Annotated in this window: 20 protein-coding genes; 12 read left to right on the plus strand and 8 right to left on the minus strand. The window is 57.7% G+C overall.

The annotated features are described in order from the left end of the window. The coding region (locus ABWO67_RS03800; protein ID WP_353147743.1) for a hypothetical protein at window positions 1-189 on the plus strand (189 nt) is incomplete at its 5' end. Window positions 190-209: 20 nt separating this feature from the next. On the opposite strand, the gene ABWO67_RS03805 is transcribed toward ABWO67_RS03800, so the two are convergent. The 4 genes from ABWO67_RS03805 to dprA form a co-directional block, all read right to left on the minus strand. Further along, window positions 210-1,199, minus strand: a complete 990-nt coding sequence (locus ABWO67_RS03805) for a Bug family tripartite tricarboxylate transporter substrate binding protein (protein ID WP_353147746.1) — start codon at window positions 1,197-1,199, stop codon at window positions 210-212. A 49-nt stretch (window positions 1,200-1,248) separates the two neighbouring features. Beyond that, entirely contained in the window at window positions 1,249-1,725 is a 477-nt protein-coding gene (locus ABWO67_RS03810; protein ID WP_353147879.1) for a hypothetical protein, read from the minus strand. 2 nt (window positions 1,726-1,727) lie between these two features. Then, window positions 1,728-2,636: a hydroxymethylglutaryl-CoA lyase gene (locus ABWO67_RS03815; protein WP_353147749.1), complete on the minus strand. Its 909-nt coding sequence runs from the start codon at window positions 2,634-2,636 to the stop codon at window positions 1,728-1,730. An 86-nt stretch (window positions 2,637-2,722) separates the two neighbouring features. Continuing rightward, window positions 2,723-3,853 carry a DNA-processing protein DprA gene (dprA, locus tag ABWO67_RS03820; RefSeq protein ID WP_353147882.1) on the minus strand — a complete coding sequence of 377 codons (1,131 nt, stop codon included), beginning with the start codon at window positions 3,851-3,853 and terminating at the stop codon, window positions 2,723-2,725. Between the two features lie 126 nt (window positions 3,854-3,979). Between dprA and def the strand changes: the two genes are divergently transcribed. The 4 genes from def to ABWO67_RS03840 all read left to right on the plus strand — a co-directional run bounded on the left by def (window position 3,980) and on the right by ABWO67_RS03840 (window position 6,740). Further along, window positions 3,980-4,492 carry a peptide deformylase gene (gene def, locus ABWO67_RS03825; protein WP_353147752.1) on the plus strand — a complete coding sequence of 171 codons (513 nt, stop codon included), beginning with the start codon at window positions 3,980-3,982 and terminating at the stop codon, window positions 4,490-4,492. Window positions 4,493-4,545: 53 nt separating this feature from the next. Beyond that, a complete protein-coding gene (gene fmt / locus ABWO67_RS03830; protein ID WP_353147754.1) occupies window positions 4,546-5,490 on the plus strand; it encodes a methionyl-tRNA formyltransferase in 945 nt (314 codons plus the stop codon). A gap of 14 nt (window positions 5,491-5,504) precedes the next feature. Next, complete coding sequence (locus tag ABWO67_RS03835) at window positions 5,505-6,134, plus strand: class I SAM-dependent DNA methyltransferase (RefSeq protein WP_353147757.1); 630 nt, start codon at window positions 5,505-5,507, stop codon at window positions 6,132-6,134. An 84-nt stretch (window positions 6,135-6,218) separates the two neighbouring features. Further along, a complete protein-coding gene (locus ABWO67_RS03840) occupies window positions 6,219-6,740 on the plus strand; it encodes a gamma carbonic anhydrase family protein (RefSeq protein WP_353147759.1) in 522 nt (173 codons plus the stop codon). A 13-nt stretch (window positions 6,741-6,753) separates the two neighbouring features. Here the strand turns inward: ABWO67_RS03840 and ABWO67_RS03845 are convergent, their stop codons facing one another. Further along, window positions 6,754-6,966: a hypothetical protein gene (locus tag ABWO67_RS03845; RefSeq protein WP_353147762.1), complete on the minus strand. Its 213-nt coding sequence runs from the start codon at window positions 6,964-6,966 to the stop codon at window positions 6,754-6,756. Window positions 6,967-6,994: 28 nt separating this feature from the next. On the opposite strand from ABWO67_RS03845, the gene ABWO67_RS03850 reads away from it, so the two are divergent. The 4 genes from ABWO67_RS03850 (at window position 6,995) to ABWO67_RS03865 (ending at window position 11,449) form a co-directional block, all read left to right on the plus strand. Next, entirely contained in the window at window positions 6,995-7,963 is a 969-nt protein-coding gene (locus ABWO67_RS03850; protein WP_353147765.1) for a D-2-hydroxyacid dehydrogenase family protein, read from the plus strand. Between the two features lie 30 nt (window positions 7,964-7,993). Continuing rightward, a complete protein-coding gene (locus ABWO67_RS03855) occupies window positions 7,994-8,968 on the plus strand; it encodes a DMT family transporter (RefSeq protein ID WP_502929957.1) in 975 nt (324 codons plus the stop codon). A 39-nt stretch (window positions 8,969-9,007) separates the two neighbouring features. Next, a complete protein-coding gene (gene waaC / locus ABWO67_RS03860; RefSeq protein WP_353147768.1) occupies window positions 9,008-10,015 on the plus strand; it encodes a lipopolysaccharide heptosyltransferase I in 1,008 nt (335 codons plus the stop codon). A 90-nt stretch (window positions 10,016-10,105) separates the two neighbouring features. After that, entirely contained in the window at window positions 10,106-11,449 is a 1,344-nt protein-coding gene (locus ABWO67_RS03865; protein WP_353147771.1) for a 3-deoxy-D-manno-octulosonic acid transferase, read from the plus strand. Here ABWO67_RS03865 and galU read toward each other — a convergent pair. Then, window positions 11,444-12,274: a UTP--glucose-1-phosphate uridylyltransferase GalU gene (galU, locus tag ABWO67_RS03870; RefSeq protein WP_353147774.1), complete on the minus strand. Its 831-nt coding sequence runs from the start codon at window positions 12,272-12,274 to the stop codon at window positions 11,444-11,446. The two genes, ABWO67_RS03865 and galU, sit on opposite strands and share 6 nt — an antisense overlap. 218 nt (window positions 12,275-12,492) lie before the next feature. Between galU and ABWO67_RS03875 the strand changes: the two genes are divergently transcribed. After that, a complete protein-coding gene (locus ABWO67_RS03875) occupies window positions 12,493-12,666 on the plus strand; it encodes a hypothetical protein (RefSeq protein WP_353147776.1) in 174 nt (57 codons plus the stop codon). Here ABWO67_RS03875 and ABWO67_RS03880 read toward each other — a convergent pair. After that, a complete protein-coding gene (locus ABWO67_RS03880) occupies window positions 12,663-13,469 on the minus strand; it encodes a type III pantothenate kinase (RefSeq protein WP_353147779.1) in 807 nt (268 codons plus the stop codon). The two genes, ABWO67_RS03875 and ABWO67_RS03880, sit on opposite strands and share 4 nt — an antisense overlap. Next, the gene (locus tag ABWO67_RS03885) at window positions 13,466-14,344 is read right to left on the minus strand and encodes a biotin--[acetyl-CoA-carboxylase] ligase (RefSeq protein WP_353147782.1); all 879 of its coding nucleotides are present in this window, start codon (window positions 14,342-14,344) and stop codon (window positions 13,466-13,468) included. The genes ABWO67_RS03880 and ABWO67_RS03885 overlap by 4 nt, the downstream gene beginning before the upstream one ends. A gap of 63 nt (window positions 14,345-14,407) precedes the next feature. Here ABWO67_RS03885 and ABWO67_RS03890 point away from each other — a divergent pair, with 63 nt between their 5' ends. Beyond that, window positions 14,408-15,052: an alpha/beta hydrolase gene (locus tag ABWO67_RS03890; protein ID WP_353147785.1), complete on the plus strand. Its 645-nt coding sequence runs from the start codon at window positions 14,408-14,410 to the stop codon at window positions 15,050-15,052. 71 nt (window positions 15,053-15,123) lie between these two features. Then, the gene (locus ABWO67_RS03895) at window positions 15,124-16,377 is read left to right on the plus strand and encodes a D-alanyl-D-alanine carboxypeptidase family protein (RefSeq protein WP_353147788.1); all 1,254 of its coding nucleotides are present in this window, start codon (window positions 15,124-15,126) and stop codon (window positions 16,375-16,377) included. The last annotated feature ends 7 nt before the right edge of the window (window positions 16,378-16,384 follow it).

Consider the following 16,384-nt stretch of genomic DNA (forward strand, 5'->3'; position numbering starts at 1 on the left):
ACGGGCACCCCTGGCAACGCCAGGGGCGTAGCGCGCGAAGCCGAAACAGCCCCTGACACACCCGCCTTTCTCAAGAACGAAAAACCGTCCCGACCACGTCCGCACAGTAACGCGACCTTGGCGCCGAGACAGGTTCGACGCCCCCGACTTCGGCCTCTTGGCGCGCTTGCACTGCCGCAAGCCTTGTAAACACCTCGGCCAAAAATACTCTAATCGACCGAGATCTTGGACGTTTCAATCACCTTGGCCCATTTCGCGGTTTCATCCTGGATGAACTTGCCGAATTCTTCGGGCGTGCCGCCGGCAGCCTGCCCGCCAGTGATTTCAAATGCTTTTAGGACTTCCGGTTTTTTCAGGATGTTATTGAACGCCGCATTGAGCTTTTGAATCACCTCTGGTGGCGTGCCTGCGGGGGCGATAACGCCTTGCCAGTTGTAGGACTCAAAGCCAGGCAGGCCCGATTCGGCCATGGTGGGTACGTCAGGCAGCAAGGCCAGACGCTTGGCGCTGGTGACCGCCAGAGGATGGACCTTTTTCGCTTCAATCGCCGGCATGGCGGCATAGCCCATTTCAAACATCATGTCGATGTGGCCGGCCATCAGGTCGGTTGCTGCGGGCGCGCCGCCCTTGTAGGGAACGTGCGACAAATCAAGGCCGGCTTCCGAGGCGAACAGTTCGCCCGACAGATGGTGAGCCCCACCGACGCCAGAAGAGCCAAAGGTCAGGCTGCCCGGATCCTTCTTCGCTAGGGCGATAAGTTCGCTGACGGTTTTCACCGGGACATTGTTATTGACGCTGAGAATTAGAGGACTTTCTTCGACCAGCACCACTGGAGCAAAGTCTTTTTGAACGTCGTAGGAGACGTTTTTCGGCATCAACGTCGGATTGACCGACAAGGGCGCCAGGTTGCCGCTGCCTATGGTGTAGCCGTCGGGCTTAGACTTGGCGATATAGGCCGTACCGATAACGCCGCCTGCACCAGCCTTATTTTCGACTACAACGCTGGTCTTGATTTCATCGGCCAACTCACGCGCCAGCAACCGCATGCGGGTATCGGCAAAGCCGCCTGCAGCGTAAGGCACGATGAAGGTAATGGGCTTGGACGGCCAGGTATCGTCGGCGTACGACAAGCTTGGCGCGATTGCCGCGCACACGGCACCGACCAAGGCGGTGGCGACTGTTTTCTTAAGCAACAACATAAGGTTTCCTGGGGAATAAAAATAGGAGGGTAAAACAGAACAAAAAATTTTACTTCTGTCGCCGATACACCAGAGCAATGCGTGCGAAGGCGACCTGCAGTTCGCGCGTGCCGGCCTGGAATACAACAGGTCGTCCCCGGGCGGTAAAGCAAATCAGGCGTTTTGACGCCACCAATGGAATGAACTTGGCGAACTGGATGTCTTCCCAGGCGACCTCGCGCCGTGAAATCCATGACTGCTCAATGCCTTTTTGGGTAATGCGGGTCTGAGAAATCAGCATATAGCGCGCCAGTACGACCAAACCCACAAAGCACAGCAGAATACTGCCCGCGACCATGGGGCTGACGGCCTTGCCTGTTGGACCGGCCGCGGTTTGAATAATCATCACACCGATGAAAACCAGGACCAGGCAGGCAAGTATCTTGATCCATTTAGGCCATGCGACGCCTTGTAAGGGGAGCGGCCCAATAGAATCGAGAAGCTCGGACCGCTCTTGCTCGCTGGGTATATGTTGCGCGGAGAATATCACTAGGCCGCCTTGCGCGCAGCCAGGGCATTGCCTGCGCGACTTGATGATTTGTGCCCAATGTGGCCGGATATCCATTGGCCGATATCGACGACGGCATCCAGATCAATGCCGGTGTCGATGTCCAGCCCACGCAGCATGTAGAGCACATCTTCGGTGGCAACATTGCCGGTTGCCCCCTTGGCGTAGGGGCAGCCGCCCAGGCCCGCTACGGAGGTGTGAAAAATGGAAATGCCTGCTTGTAGCGCTGCAAGAATATTGGCGAGCGCCTGTCCGTAGGTGTCGTGGAAATGTCCTGCCACGCGGGCGGGGTCGACGACTTCGGTGACAGCGCGCATGACCTTATCGACCTGGCGGGCGTTGGCTACCCCTATGGTATCGGCGACATCGATTTCGTCGCATCCCAGGGCCAGATAGCGCTGGGTTACGTCAACGACGGACTCGACCGGCGTTTCGCCCTGATAAGGACAGCCCAGTGCGCAACTGATGCTGCCGCGCAGACGCAGGCCGGCAGCCTTGGCGGCTTCCGCGACCGGCTCAAAACGTGCAATTGATTCCGCAATCGAACAATTGATGTTTCTTTGTGAAAATGCCTCGCTGGCCGACCCGAAAATAACGACCTCATCAATGCCGGCAGCCAGCGCGGCTTCGAAGCCGCGCAGATTGGGCGTAAGCGCTGAATAGATGGTGCCAGGCTTGCGCTGGATGCCGGCCATCACATCGGCGCCGTCCGCCATTTGCGGCACCCATTTCGGGGAAACGAAGGACACGGCTTCGATATTGGGAAATCCGGCTTGCGACAGGCGGTCAATAAGCTCGATTTTTACGGAAGAGGCAATGAATTCTTTTTCGTTTTGCAGCCCATCGCGGGGTGAGACCTCGACGATTTTGACTTTGGTCGGCAAAGGCATGGGAGTGTTCCTTGGTGTGGTTGCTGCCAGGGGTAAATATCAAGCAGTAAATATCATATAGCGGATTTTGCCGGAAATAATACCTGTTAACGGCGCTGGAAACGACCATCGTCAAGTCGTGCAACGACTTCTTGCAATTCGAATTCCAGCAGACGGGCGGTCAAAGTGGCTATATCGAGCCCGCTACGTTCTTGTAGCGCGTCCAGGTGAACCGGATCATAGCCCAGCGCTTCCAATACGAGCAGCCCGCTGGGGTCGGCAGCGGGCTGTTTGCGCGCCGTGCCTTTTCCCGGACCTGGCGTGGGGGATTCAACCGGTGCGGAGCCCAGTTCTTCGAGTATGTCTTTGCCGGACTCAACCAGCTTGGCCCCTTGCCGGATAAGCGCATGGCAGCCGCGCGATAGCGGAGAATGAATGGAGCCAGGAATGGCGAATACCTCGCGGCCTATTTCGGAAGCCAGCCTTGCGGTGATCAGCGACCCGCTTTGTTTGGCGGCTTCCACTACCAATACGCCGCGGGCGACACCTGCAACCAGGCGATTGCGCTTTGGGAACTGATATGGAAGTGCACGCGTGCCCAAGGGGAATTCGGATATCAGTATACCGTCCTGGGCGATGCGGTGGGCTAGCTCGCGGTTGCGGGCCGGATAGACGATATCTATGCCCGTACCTAAAATGGCTATCGTGCTGGCACCGTTGGGACCCGCCAGCAGGGCGCCTTCGTGGGCGGCTGTATCGATGCCCAGGGCCAGGCCGCTGGCGATGCACCAGCCTTGTTCGGCCAGATAGCGGGCGAAGGCGCGTGCATTGTCTGTGCCACCCGCGGTCGCGCTACGTGCGCCGACGATGGAAATAATTGGCCTGCTCAGCAGGCCCAGGTTTCCGTTTGCGTACAGCAAAATGGGCGGGTCGTGCGTGTCAAGCAAGGCCCGTGGGTAGGCGGGGTCGGCCAGCGTGAGCAGATGGTGGCTGGGGTACTCCAGCCATTGCAGGGTATTGTGTATGGCTTCCTGCATTTCATCGCTGGGGGCTTGTTTTAGCTGGCGGGCAAGGTCGCCAGGCAGGAATTTGCCCAGCCCGGCCGTTGACATGGCATAGATGTCTTGGGGCAGGCCGATCGCCGCCAGCAGACTGCGCGCTTGTGCCGGGCCTAGGCCGGGTTCCAGCGACAGGCGTACCCAGGCGCCGAGCTCTTCAGTGGATAAGTTCAGGTGCATACGTAAGTGTGGCATAGTGCAACCGCTTTTGGAGGCGGCGTGAAGCGAAATGTCATAGTGCAGTTCATCTTTAAAGCAAAATTTGTTTTATCATAGAGACTTAGACGATTATCTGGACCACGTTTCATGGCTTTGCTTCCTATTCTTCGATATCCCGATCCGCGCTTGCACAAGGTTGCCAAGCCAGTCGAGGTCGTCGACGACCGTATTCGCACGCTTATTCGCGACATGGCTGAAACTATGTACGACGCGCCCGGCGTGGGTCTGGCCGCCACCCAGGTCGATGTCCACGAACGGGTAGTGGTTATCGATGTCTCTGAAGACGGCAACGATCTTTTGGTCCTGATCAATCCTGAAATCATCTGGAAAAGTGAAGAAACCCAGGTGTACGAAGAGGGGTGCTTGTCCGTGCCCGGCGTCTACGACGAAGTGCAGCGCTCGGCGCGCATTCGCGTACGTACCTTGAACGAGCAGGGCGAAACCGTGGAATTCGATGCGGAAGGCTTGCTGGCCGTCTGTGTGCAGCACGAACTCGATCATTTAATGGGCAAGGTGTTTGTGGAATACTTGTCCGTTCTGAAGCAAAACCGGATCAAGACCCGTTTGCGCAAACAAGAGCGCGAGGCCGTGAAAGCCTGACCTTTCCCGTTCGCTTGGTATCATGCCCGTTCCACCTTTGAATTGGCGTATCTATGCGTATTGTATTTGCCGGAACTCCCGAGTTTGCTCGTTTGGCGCTTGACGCCCTTATTGCCGCAGGGCATGAGATCCCCCTGGTGCTGACCCAGCCAGACCGCCCCTCCGGGCGCGGACTAAAGCTGACTCCCAGTGCGGTCAAGCAGGCGGCGCTGGCGGCAAACATTCCGGTATGTCAGCCACGCAGTTTGAAATTGGATGGCAAATATCCTGAAGAAGCCCAGGCTGCGCGCGAAGCGTTGCTGGCCGCAGAGCCCGAATTGCTGGTCGTGGCCGCCTATGGCCTGATTTTGCCAGAGTGGGTGCTTGCGCTGCCGTCTTATGGCTGCTTCAACATCCACGCCAGCCTGTTACCCCGCTGGCGCGGCGCGGCACCTATCCAGCGCGCCATCGAGGCGGGCGACGACGAAACCGGCGTCACCATCATGCTGATGGACGCCGGACTGGATACCGGCGCCATGCTGTTCACCCGTGCTTTGCCTATTACTGCTCAGCATAGCGCTGCCGTCTTGCACGATGAGCTGGCCGCTTTGGGGGCCAAGGCGATAGTTCAAGCCATTGACGAGTTACAGCGAGGTACACTGGTCTCCCAGCCTCAGCCCCAAGAGGGCGTTACCTATGCGGCCAAACTGGATAAGGCTGAATCCCCACTGGACTTCAGCCAATCTGCTGCGGTGTTGGCGCGCCGCATTCGTGCCTTCGACCCCGTGCCGGGCGCCACATTGCATCTGCCAGGCCTGGCAGAGCCGGTCAAGGCCTGGCAGGCACTAGCCATCGACACGTCGCATGGCGGTGCGCCGGGCGATGTACTGCAAGCCGATGCACAAGGCATCGACATCGCAACGGCCGACGGCGTGTTGCGTTTGCTGGAACTGCAAAAAGCGGGGGGCAAGCGTCAGCCTGTTGCCGCTTTTGTGCAGGGCTGGCAGAAACCCTCATAGGTTGGGGCCTCATCATGCCTAATCGTATTGGCGACATCCCAGGTATCTCGGCACTGACTCTGGATTATTACAACCAGAACGCCGATAGCTTCAAGGCTGGCACGCGCGATCACGACGTTCGTCAGAATATCGACGCCTTGCTGCGCCATATTATTGCGGCACCGCCGTATCGGATCCTGGATTTTGGTTGCGGGCCGGGCCGCGATTTGAAGGCGTTTGCCAGCATGGGACATATCGCGATCGGCCTGGATGGATCGGCCTCTTTCGTTGCTATGGCCAGGGCTGAAACCGGCTGCGAGGTGTGGCATCAGGATTTCCTGGCACTTAAGCTGCCCGACGATACCTTTGATGGTGTTTTTGCCAACGCGTCTTTGTTTCATGTGCCGACCGATGCTTTGCCCCGGGTGCTGGAGCAGCTTTATGCCAGCCTCAAGCCGGGCGGCGTTCTGTTCAGTTCCAATCCTCGAGGGCAAAACCAAGAAGGCTGGAGCGGTGGACGCTATGGGGCCTATCACGATATCGACGCCTGGCGCGCATTCGTTACCTCAGCGGGTTTTTCCGAGCTAGAGCATTATTACCGCCCGCCAGGCCTACCGCGCGAGCAACAGCCCTGGTTGGCCAGCGTATGGCGCAAGCCAGCATAGTATGGGTTTAAATGGCGCCCTGATCGAGGCTCTGGCCTTGTGCTACGATTCCTTGAAGCAACAACTATCCGGGAGCCCCATACAATGACTTGCTACAAATTAGGCGAGCTGACCCCTTGCGTGCATGAATCTGCTTACGTAGCTGTCGAAGCTACGGTTATCGGCCTGGCAACGCTGGCTGCCAATAGCAGCATCTGGCCTGGCGCTGTCATACGGGGCGATAACGAGCCTATTGTGGTGGGCAAAGGCTCCAACATCCAAGAGGGCGCGGTATTGCATACGGATCCCGGTTGCCCGCTGACCATAGGCGAAAACGTCACTATCGGGCATCAAGCCATGCTGCACGGCTGTACTATTGAAGATGGCGCCCTGATCGGTATCCAGGCTATCGTCCTGAACAGGGCCGTCATCGGCAAAAATAGTCTGGTCGGGGCCGGTGCCGTGGTAACCGAAGGCAAGGTATTTCCAGAGCGCTCGCTTATCCTGGGCTCTCCCGCCAAGGTCGTGCGCACCCTTACGGACGAGGACATCGCCAATATGCACAAAAATGCCAAGGGCTATGCCGAGCGTGCCGCGCGCTACAAAACTGATCTCGTTGCGTTGTAGGGTGTCGGCGGTGTTAAGTCAGGTTGTCTTGCACCCACTGTTCGCCATCCCGGGCCAGGTCCATCATGTACTTCACGATTAGTACATCGGATGCGCCTTTTTCGCGTTCGCGTTCGGTAAAAAGCACCATGCTTTCAGAGGTCGGGAACCAGTCTTGTTCAGGCTGCAGTTCCAGTCCCGTTGCGTGTTTGATATTGCCATTGGGCAAAATGTACCAGGTAGTCATGGTCAGATAGTAAGTCAAAGGATAGTTTATGCGTATCGTTATACCCGATGATTACCAGGACTGCGTGAGACGCCTGGATTGCTTTGGAAAATTAGCGGGGCACGATGTCACTGTTTTTAATGATAGCGTGACCGATATCGACGAGTTGGCGGCGCGCTTTGCCGGCGCGCAAGCGTTGATTCTGATCCGCGAGCGCACACGAATCACCGCCGAGTTGCTGGATAAGCTGCCCGATTTACGCCTGATCAGCCAGACAGCCAAGGTGTCGGGTCATATCGATCTGGCGGCTTGTACCGCGCGCGGCATAACAGTTACCGAAGGTTCAGGCGGTCCTACCGCCACTGCCGAGCTTGCCTGGGCCTTAATCATGGCAAGCCGCAGGCACTTGGTTTCCGAAGCGAATCGTCTCAATAGCGGGAAGTGGCAGGGCCATCTGGGCCAGCAATTGCATGGACAGGTGCTAGGGGTCTGGAGTTATGGCCGCATCGGCAAACTGGTTGCTGGCTATGGCAGGGCTTTTGGCATGAAGGTATGGGTATGGGGGCGTGAGGAATCCATTGCCAGGGCGCAGGCCGATGGGTTCGAGGTCGCACCTTCGCGCGAGCGTTTTTTTGCCGATAGCGATGTTGTGTCCGTTCACTTGCGGCTAAATTCTGATACCGAGGGTATTGTTACCGAGTCCGATCTGGGATGCATGAAAGAGACAGCTTTGTTTGTTAATACCAGCCGTGCGGAGCTTGTCGCTCCCGGGGCATTGTCGGCAGCACTGGACAGAGGCCGCCCCGGCTTTGCCGCAGTCGATGTTTATGAAACCGAGCCGGTGCTTGGTGCACAGCATCCGCTGTTGAATCGGGATAATGTGTTGTGCACGCCCCATATAGGCTATGTCGAGCGGGGCAATTACGAACTGTACCTGGGTACCGCTTTCGACAACCTGCTGGCGTTTGCCGCTGGCCGGCCCGTCAATGTAGTCAATTCCGACGTGATAGCACGTTGATTTCCATGATCGTTTGTCAGGAATATGATGATGTCGCAGGTTAATTCCGGTTCAGGCGTTGCTGCGGGGGCCGCAAGTGCGCGCGCACCGCTTGCCTATGGCGCCACCCGGCCCATAGTCGGTATTGCGCTGCTGGTGTTGTCGGGTTGGGCCTTGTCCACGCTGGATGCTGCTGGCAAATGGGCGATGGGCGCAGGTGTTTCCTTGCTGATGCTGTGCTGGGTGCGTTATGTCGTCCACATGCTGCTGGTATTGGGCCTGGTGCTGCCTGTTCGCGGGGTGGGCGTATTGCGCAGCGTGCGTCCACGCGCGCAGTTTGTGCGCGGTTCAGTCATGTTGCTGGCGACCTTGTCGTTCTTTACCACCTTGCACCTCCTGCCGCAGGCGGAGGCCACCGCCATTAATTTCCTTGCGCCCTTGATCATGTTGTCGCTGGCGCCTTGGTTATTGAAAGAGCCTGCGCGTGTCTCGCGCTGGGTGGCGGCCGGTGTCGGGTTCCTGGGCGTGTTGATCATTATCCGGCCGGACGGTGGGTTGGATACGCTCGGGACGATATCCGGGCTTATCACAGCGTTCTTGTTTGCAGGGCAGTTTATTGCGACCCGGCGCGTGGCAGTCGACGATCCTTTCACGACATTGATCTGGAGCGGGGCGGTAGGTAGCGTTTGTTTGACGGTGGCGCTGCCTTTCATCTTGCCAGCGGCCTTGCCGTTTCTTTCCGAATTGGGTCCATGGCACTGGATCGTGCTGATTTCCACAGGTTTCTGGGGCGCAGCGGGGCACTTGCTGCAGATTCAGGCATACCGGAACGCACCGGCATCGATGCTGGCGCCTTTTATTTACCTGCAGATCATCAGCGCAGCCACCCTGGGGTGGCTGGTATGGGGACAATTTCCCGATGCGGTAACCTGGGTCGGTATCGCTATTATTTGCGGTAGCGGGATCGTGCTGGGCGCCTGGGAATGGCGTGATCGCGGCCGGGCACTGCGTGTTTCAAAAACATAGCCAATATCGCTGGTCTCCCGTTAACTTTATAATCGCCGCATGACGAAAAAAATCCTTATTGTTCGTACGTCTTCGCTGGGCGATCTGGTGCACATGCTGCCGGCCATATCTGATATTGCCCGGCACGTGGCGGATGCGCAAATCGATTGGATAGTCGAAGAAAGCTTCGCCGAGATCCCAGCCTGGCATCCCGCCATCCACGAAGTCATTCCCGTTGCGCACCGGCGCTGGCGCAAGCATTGGTGGTCTGGCGAGACCCGCAGCGCGCGAAACGCCTTGCGAAAAAACCTTGATGGGCGCCGCTACGATATCGTGCTCGATATGCAGGCATTGATGAAGTCGGTTTGGCTGGTAAGGCAAACTCACGGGGTGCGCCATGGCCTGGATCGTAAATCGGCGCGCGAACCGCTGGCTTCCTTCTTCTACGATGTAAAGCATACGGTCAACTTCTGGCAACCGGCGGTTACTCGCCAGCGCGAACTTGCCGCGGCCGCGTTCAACTATGTTTACGACGGCGAGCCCGATTTTGGACTGGACGCTATTACTGCCGGCGTTGAAATACAGCCTTATGCGGTTATCATGCCTTCGGCGAGTCGGGACGACAAGCTATGGCCTGCCGCCGATTGGCAAAAGGTGTTTGGCCGTCTCCACGAGCATGGCTTGAATTTGAAGCTGTTGTCGGGCAGTCCATCGGAAACCGAGCGGGCAATGGAACTGGTCGCCGGCAATTCGCGTGCTGAGGTCTTGCCGCGCATGGGTCTGACAGATGTTGCAAAAGTTTTGGCCGGTGCGCGTATCATGGTTGGACTCGATAGCGGGTTGACGCATTTGTCGGCAGGCCTGGGCCGGCCGACTATTGGCATTTATAAAGCATCTACACCAGTGCGTACGCCACTTGAAGGGCCGGCGTATACGGCCAGTCTGGGCGAGCGGGGCAACGCCCCCTCGGCCGAGACCGTGTTGAGCGCAGTGGAACAGGCGCTTGCTTTCGATGATTCGTCCCGTGCCGACTTGCTTGGCAGCGATACACCGGTATCGGGCCAGTAACGTCTCTTTTCGTCCGAATGACGCAATACGTGGACTTCGGCTAGACTCTTAATCGCAGCAGCTTGTGTTACGGCTATTGGCGGCATTTTTTTGAATCGTTTTTTCTATACCGCGTTTGTTCGACTACTGTCTCCAGCCCTGTTGGGCTGGATGGCTATGCGTGCGCGCCGTTCGGGCGGCGACTGGGGTGTGTGTTCACGGGCCAGATTCGGCCACTATCCTGAACCTAGTCCGCTCAAGGCCCCGGTGTGGGTGCACGCGGTAAGCCTCGGTGAAACCCGGGCCGCCCAGCCTTTTATCCAGGCGTTGCTGAATCAGGGCGAACATGTATTGCTTACCCACATGACCATTACCGGTCGCGCCGAGGGTGAGCGCGAGTTCGCGCAAGCCATCGAGCAGGGCCGGTTGGTGCAACAATGGCTGCCTTATGACTTTCCAGGCAGCACACGCCGTTTCATGGCGCATTTTCGTCCACGGGCCGGGGTGTTGATCGAACGCGAAGTCTGGCCCAATTTGCTTTCCGCCGCAAAACGCGCGAAGGTTCCCATGTTGCTGGCCAGCGCCCGGTTTTCAGACCACTCGCTGCGACAAAGCCTGAGGGCTGGCAGCGTGATGCGTAGCGCCTATTCCAGCTTCCACTCGGTGTATGCCCAGACCTTGCAAGACGCACAGCGCCTGGAGCAGGCCGGCGCGCAGGCGGTCAGGGTGTCGGGCAATTTCAAGTTCGATATTGCCTTGCCTCAAGAAAAAATCCTGCGTGGACGCCAGTTCGCGGCGGCCCTGCAGCGCAAGATCATCGTCATTGCCAGCACTCGTGAAGGCGAGGACGAAATGTTCGTCCAGGCCATTGCGCGCCAGGTTAAACGGGCGCAGGCGCAAGGCACAGATATTAACGAACAGGTGTTGTACTGTCTGATCCCGCGTCACCCCGAGCGATTTGAATTGGCCGCCGATCTGCTGACCAAGGCAGGGCTGGTTTATGTAAGGCGCTCGCAGTCGCTGGAAATGGGGGATTGCACAGCGTCTGCGTTACGGGCAAGCGGTGGTGCCGAGGTGCTTCTGGGCGACAGCCTGGGCGAGATGCCGCGTTACTACGCCTCCGCCCAGGTCGCTATTGTGGCCGGCAGCTTTGCGCCTTTGGGGGGGCAGAATCTGATCGAGGCGTGCGCAGTGGGTGTGCCGGTTCTAGTGGGCCCGCATACTCGCAATTTTGAGCAGGCCGTGGTCGATGCCATGGACGAGGGCGCAGCCATTCGCGTGCCCGACGCCGACGCGGCGCTACAGACCGCCTTGCAATTGCTTAACGACCCGCAACGCCTGAGCCGTATGGGAGAGGCTGGCGCACACTGGGTGCAAAAGCATGCAGGGGCGGTGCAGCGGGTCGTGGCCGGCCTGAACGAAATTAAAAACCAGGGCGCGTCCCAGGCCTTATAGCCCGTGGTATTTTCTGCCCAGTTCCAGTGTCGCCTCGAAAAAACCTGCCTTGCTTCCACAGTCGTAGCGTGTGCCTTCGTATTGCAGGCCGAATACGGCCCGGGTCTTGAGCAGGCTGGCGATACCGTCTGTTAGCTGGATTTCGCCGCCTACGCCTGCCTGAGTCTGGCGCAAGTGTTCGAAAATTTCAGGTTCCAATACATATCGGCCTACGACAGCCAGTGTTGAAGGGGCAACTGATGGGTCGGGTTTCTCGACGATGCCGCGCAAGCGCATCGTTTTGTCGTTGACCGTTTCGCCGGAAATAATCCCATACTTATTCGTGTTCTCACGGGCAATATTTTGTATGGCCAGGACGCTGCCGTTTTGCTGATGTGCAGCTTCGACCAGTTGTTGCGTAACTGAAATGTTTGAGTCGATCAGGTCATCCGCCAATAGCACGACAAAGGGTTCGTTGCCCACGATAGGCGCGGCACACAATACGGCATGGCCCAACCCCAAAGGGGCTGTCTGCCGGGTATAAATGCAATTCACATGCGATGGAATGACGTTGCGAACCACATCGAGCAGTTCCATTTTGTTCTTGGCTTCCAAGTCGGCTTCCAGCTCGGGAACCCTGTCAAAGTGGTCCTCAATGGCGCGCTTGTTGCGGCCGGTAATGAAAATCAGGTCGGTAATCCCGGCCGCAATGGCTTCTTCGACCGCATATTGGATCAGGGGCTTGTCGACAATCGGCAGCATTTCCTTGGGCATGGCCTTGGTGGCCGGAAGAAAGCGGGTGCCCAAGCCCGCGACAGGGAAGACTGCTTTTCGAATTGGTTTCATGACGGCTATGTTTTTCTAAGATGAAATGTAAAGAATGCCAAAATCATACGCTATCCTGCACGGTGTTCATCTTTCATTTGGCAACGGCCATAGTTGTCCGATTTTTGCGAATGAGCAATACGCCATAAACCAGAGGCGGCGCATTTTGATATCTGGTTGCAGGATGATTAGAATACCGACATGGCCGCATTGATTCGCGGCCGGAGCGATAGCCATTTATGCGTTTTTTATTCCTGATTGTGTTGGTGGCCAATGTGGCCGCCCTGGCGTTTGGCCAGGGTTTTTTTGGTACGCCTCCCAGCGAGCAAGGGCGGGATCCGCGCCAGTTGTCGGAAAGAAATCAATTCGCCGTAACTTTGGGTGCGCCGCTGCCTATTCAACAGCCGCGTTAATCCGGGTCAAGCGCCAGGCGCGCCAGCCCGTCCAGCACTGGCGCCGCCAGCCACTGTATTGTTTTCCTGGGCAAGTGTAAATCGGCCTGTGCTCGGGCAAATAACCTTTGTGTTTCATCTTCAATCAGGTTCCAGCCCCCGCCGGTACTGAACACCAGTGGCGGCTGTCCGAATTGTTCCAGCCCTTCACGCCACTGCCGGATCAGCGCCCCGGCTTGTGCCGCAGCAATTCCGCTGACGATAGCCTGGTGAGTGTGCGTGGGGTATGCGGCGGCCGGCCCAGTCGCTTGGGGCAGATTGGCGGTGCCCGCCGCGAGCGATGACCGCATCAACGCCGGGCCGGGAAAAATCAGGCCGCCATGGAATAGCCGCGTTGAACCGGCGCGGCTTGCGGCAAGCGGCCCCAGTGTGTCTATAGTCGTCGCGGTGCCAAAGCTGGCCAATATGGCTGCCTGGTCGGTGTGTTGTGCCAACCCTATCATGGATACCCATCGATCCGCGCCCAATTGGGCGGCAACATCATAGGCATTGCGTATGCCTGCCGCTAGTCCGCGGCTGGTGATCCACTGTATGCCGATGCCATTGTCTTGAAAGAGGGCATCCAGGCTGTGGGCTACCGCGCTACTTGCGACGTTGACGCCGATCGCTGCTGTAGCCGGAGCTGCCAATTGGCCCAGCCAGGATGACAGGCCGTGGATATCCGCATGGGGCAGCGCCAAGGCCAGGGATTCACGAAGCCCGGTGGCGGGGTCCAGCCAGCCGAGCTTGATACGTGTGTTGCCGGCATCGATCAGTACTATCACGTTGCGGGGTCCTGTTGCGGTCGCACGGAAATTTCGCCAATGGAAATGGGGGTTTCGCCTGCGTGGGTGCGCAGTATCAATTGCCCCAGCGTATTGACCCCGCAAGCGATCCCTGCCTGCGTAATGCGGCCGTCATCCAGCACATTGATATGCTGACCCGCCAGAACGTCGACATTGTTGTAACGGGCAGGCAGGCCATCGAAACCATGTGCAGTTGCGTCATTAAGGCTGGCATACCACGCCCGGGCAATGCAGGCGACGATGTCGACCGCACCGACGGTTGCTGCGGTTTGATCTTCCTGGACGATTTCAGACCAGTCCGCTACCTGGCGGTTAAGCGATTGGCTAAGTGCACGAGCGTCGCTCAAGTTGATTCCCATTCCTATGATGGCAACGTAATGGTCTGAGGATAGCCGTGCCGTTCCCGCCCGTGTGACCTCGACGAGTATGCCGGCGAGCTTGGCGAATTTCCATTGAAGGTCGTTGGGCCATTTCATGCTCAATTGATTGCGTAGTGGCCGGCCGATCAGTTCGCGCAGCGCCTCGCAGGCTGCAAGGCCTGCTAAAGGCGATAGCGTGGGCAATTGCTGGGACGGCAAAAAAACGTCGAAGGCGCAGGAAAACATTAAGTTGGCCCCCTCTCTGTTTTGCCAGGTGCGGCCTGACCGGCCGCGGCCGCTGTCCTGCAGATGGGCACCCAACAGCCACGGGCGCGCCAATTGCCCGCTGCCGGCACGAGCCTTGGCCATGAGCTCGGCGTTGGTCGACAGGGTCCTGGCTTTCCATTCGACGTGTTTGAAGCCGGGCAGGGCGGCTGACAAGCCCTCTGTGAGTTGGGCAGGCGAGGGCAGGAGCAGGGCGGGCGAAGTAGACATTAATTCGGCAACAATGTGTAGCGTAAAATGGGCAAGCTTAGGTTATAACTCAAACGGTCTATTATGCTTGCTCGTACCGAAAAAATCTCATTCCAAGGCTTGGCCGGCGCCATCGATTGCGTGCTGGATCTCCCCATGGGCGCGCCGCGTGGCTGGGCGCTGGTGTTGCATCCGCACCCGCTACATGGCGGCGCCCGCGAGAATAAAATCGTTACCACCATAGCGCGCGCTTGCGTGCAGCACGGCCTGATAGCGGTGCGCCCCAACTTTCGTGGGGTGGGCGATTCGGCTGGGGAGTTCGACCGTGCGGTAGGCGAAACTGCCGATATGCAGGAATTGGTTCGCCAGTTCACCAGTGCTTATCCTGATGCTGCGGCAGGCAAGTGGGTGCTGGCGGGGTTTTCGTTCGGCACCTCTGTGGCGGCGCAACTGTATTCCGAGCTGGCAGAAGCTGCCGATAAATTGCCGGATGCCCTGTTGCTGGCCGGTTCGGCGGTAGACCGCTTCAAATTCCGTGATGTTGTCGTTCCTGAAACAACTTTTCTGGTGCATGGTGAAACCGATGAGGTCGTACCGTTGTCAGAAGCTATGGATTTTGCACGCAGGCATGGGTTGCCTATGGTCGTCGTGCCCGAGGCCAGCCACTTTTTCCATGGCAAGCTAATTGCGCTCAGGCTACTGATCGAGCAACGCCTGGCTTCCGTATAAAAATGCGCGGGCCCTATAATGGCGCTTCAATGCCGTTTGTTTTACTAACGGATATTCTTTACGATATGGCGATGACACTCAATAATTTCCGCTTTCAATCTTCCCGTTTTTCACATTTCCTTGCCGGATTTGCTCTGGCCATTTCGCCAGTTTTTGCATCGGCCCAAAACACCCCCACACCGCCGGCCGCTGATGCGCCCGCCGTTGTCGAGCCTGCAGTGCTTAACGCCGGCGGCATCGCTACAGTGGGCGAATTGGCAACCGTTCCGGCGCCTAACCTGACGGCCCGTGCCTGGCTTACGCTGGATGCCAACAGCGGGCAAATCATCGCCGCGCAAAACCCTGACGAAAAAATCGAGCCTGCTTCCCTGACTAAGCTGATGTCGGCTTATCTGATTTTCGAAGCTATCGACAATAAGCGTCTGGCTTTGGATCAATTGGTCAATGTTTCCGAAAAGGCCTGGAAAACCGAAGGTTCGCGCATGTTCATCAAACCCAACACTCAAGTGTCGGTGGATGAGCTTTTGCAGGGCCTTATCGTCCAATCGGGTAATGACGCTACAGTGGCGCTGGCCGAAGCGGTAGCAGGAAGCGAGTCGGCGTTCGCCGCCCTCATGAACGAGGAAGCCGCCAAACAAGGCTTGCGCGATACCCATTTCGTGAATTCCACGGGCCTGCCTGACCCCACCCACTTGACGACCGTGCGCGATTTGGCGACATTGGCTCGTAATATGGTGGAAAAGCATCCCCAGTATCTTCATTATTACAGCCAGAAAGAATTTACCTATAACAAGATTAAGCAAAACAATCGCAACCGCCTGTTATGGTCGGACCCTACGGTTGATGGCTTGAAGACTGGTCATACCCAATCGGCGGGATATTGTCTGGTGGCCACCGCGATGCGCGATGGACGCCGCGTCGTGTCGGTTATTGTTGGCGCCAGCAGCGATGCGGCTCGTACGGAAAACAGCCTGAAGCTCTTGAACTGGAGCTTCCAGAACTTCGACACCGTCAAATTGTTCGACAACACTCAGCCCGCCGTCAAAGCGCGCGTGTGGGAAGGTGAGGTCGAAACAGTTGGCCTGAGCAGCATGGAGCCTACCTGGGTCACTGTACCGCGCGGCAAGGGCCCGCAAGTCATCCCACTGGCGCAGTACACCCAGCCCCTCATTGCGCCACTGAAAAAGGGCAGCAAGGTCGGTACGGTCTCGCTGTCGCTTGACGGCAAAGTATTGCGTGAAGATGCGCTTTACGTATTGGATGATGTGCCGGAAGCGGGGTTTTTTGGCCGCATGTACGACAAGATTCGTTTGATGTTTGAATAATAAAAGG

Origin of the sequence: Pollutimonas bauzanensis, assembly GCF_040393045.1 — a bacterium.
In the GTDB taxonomy this organism is placed as follows: domain Bacteria; phylum Pseudomonadota; class Gammaproteobacteria; order Burkholderiales; family Burkholderiaceae_B; genus Pollutimonas; species Pollutimonas bauzanensis_A.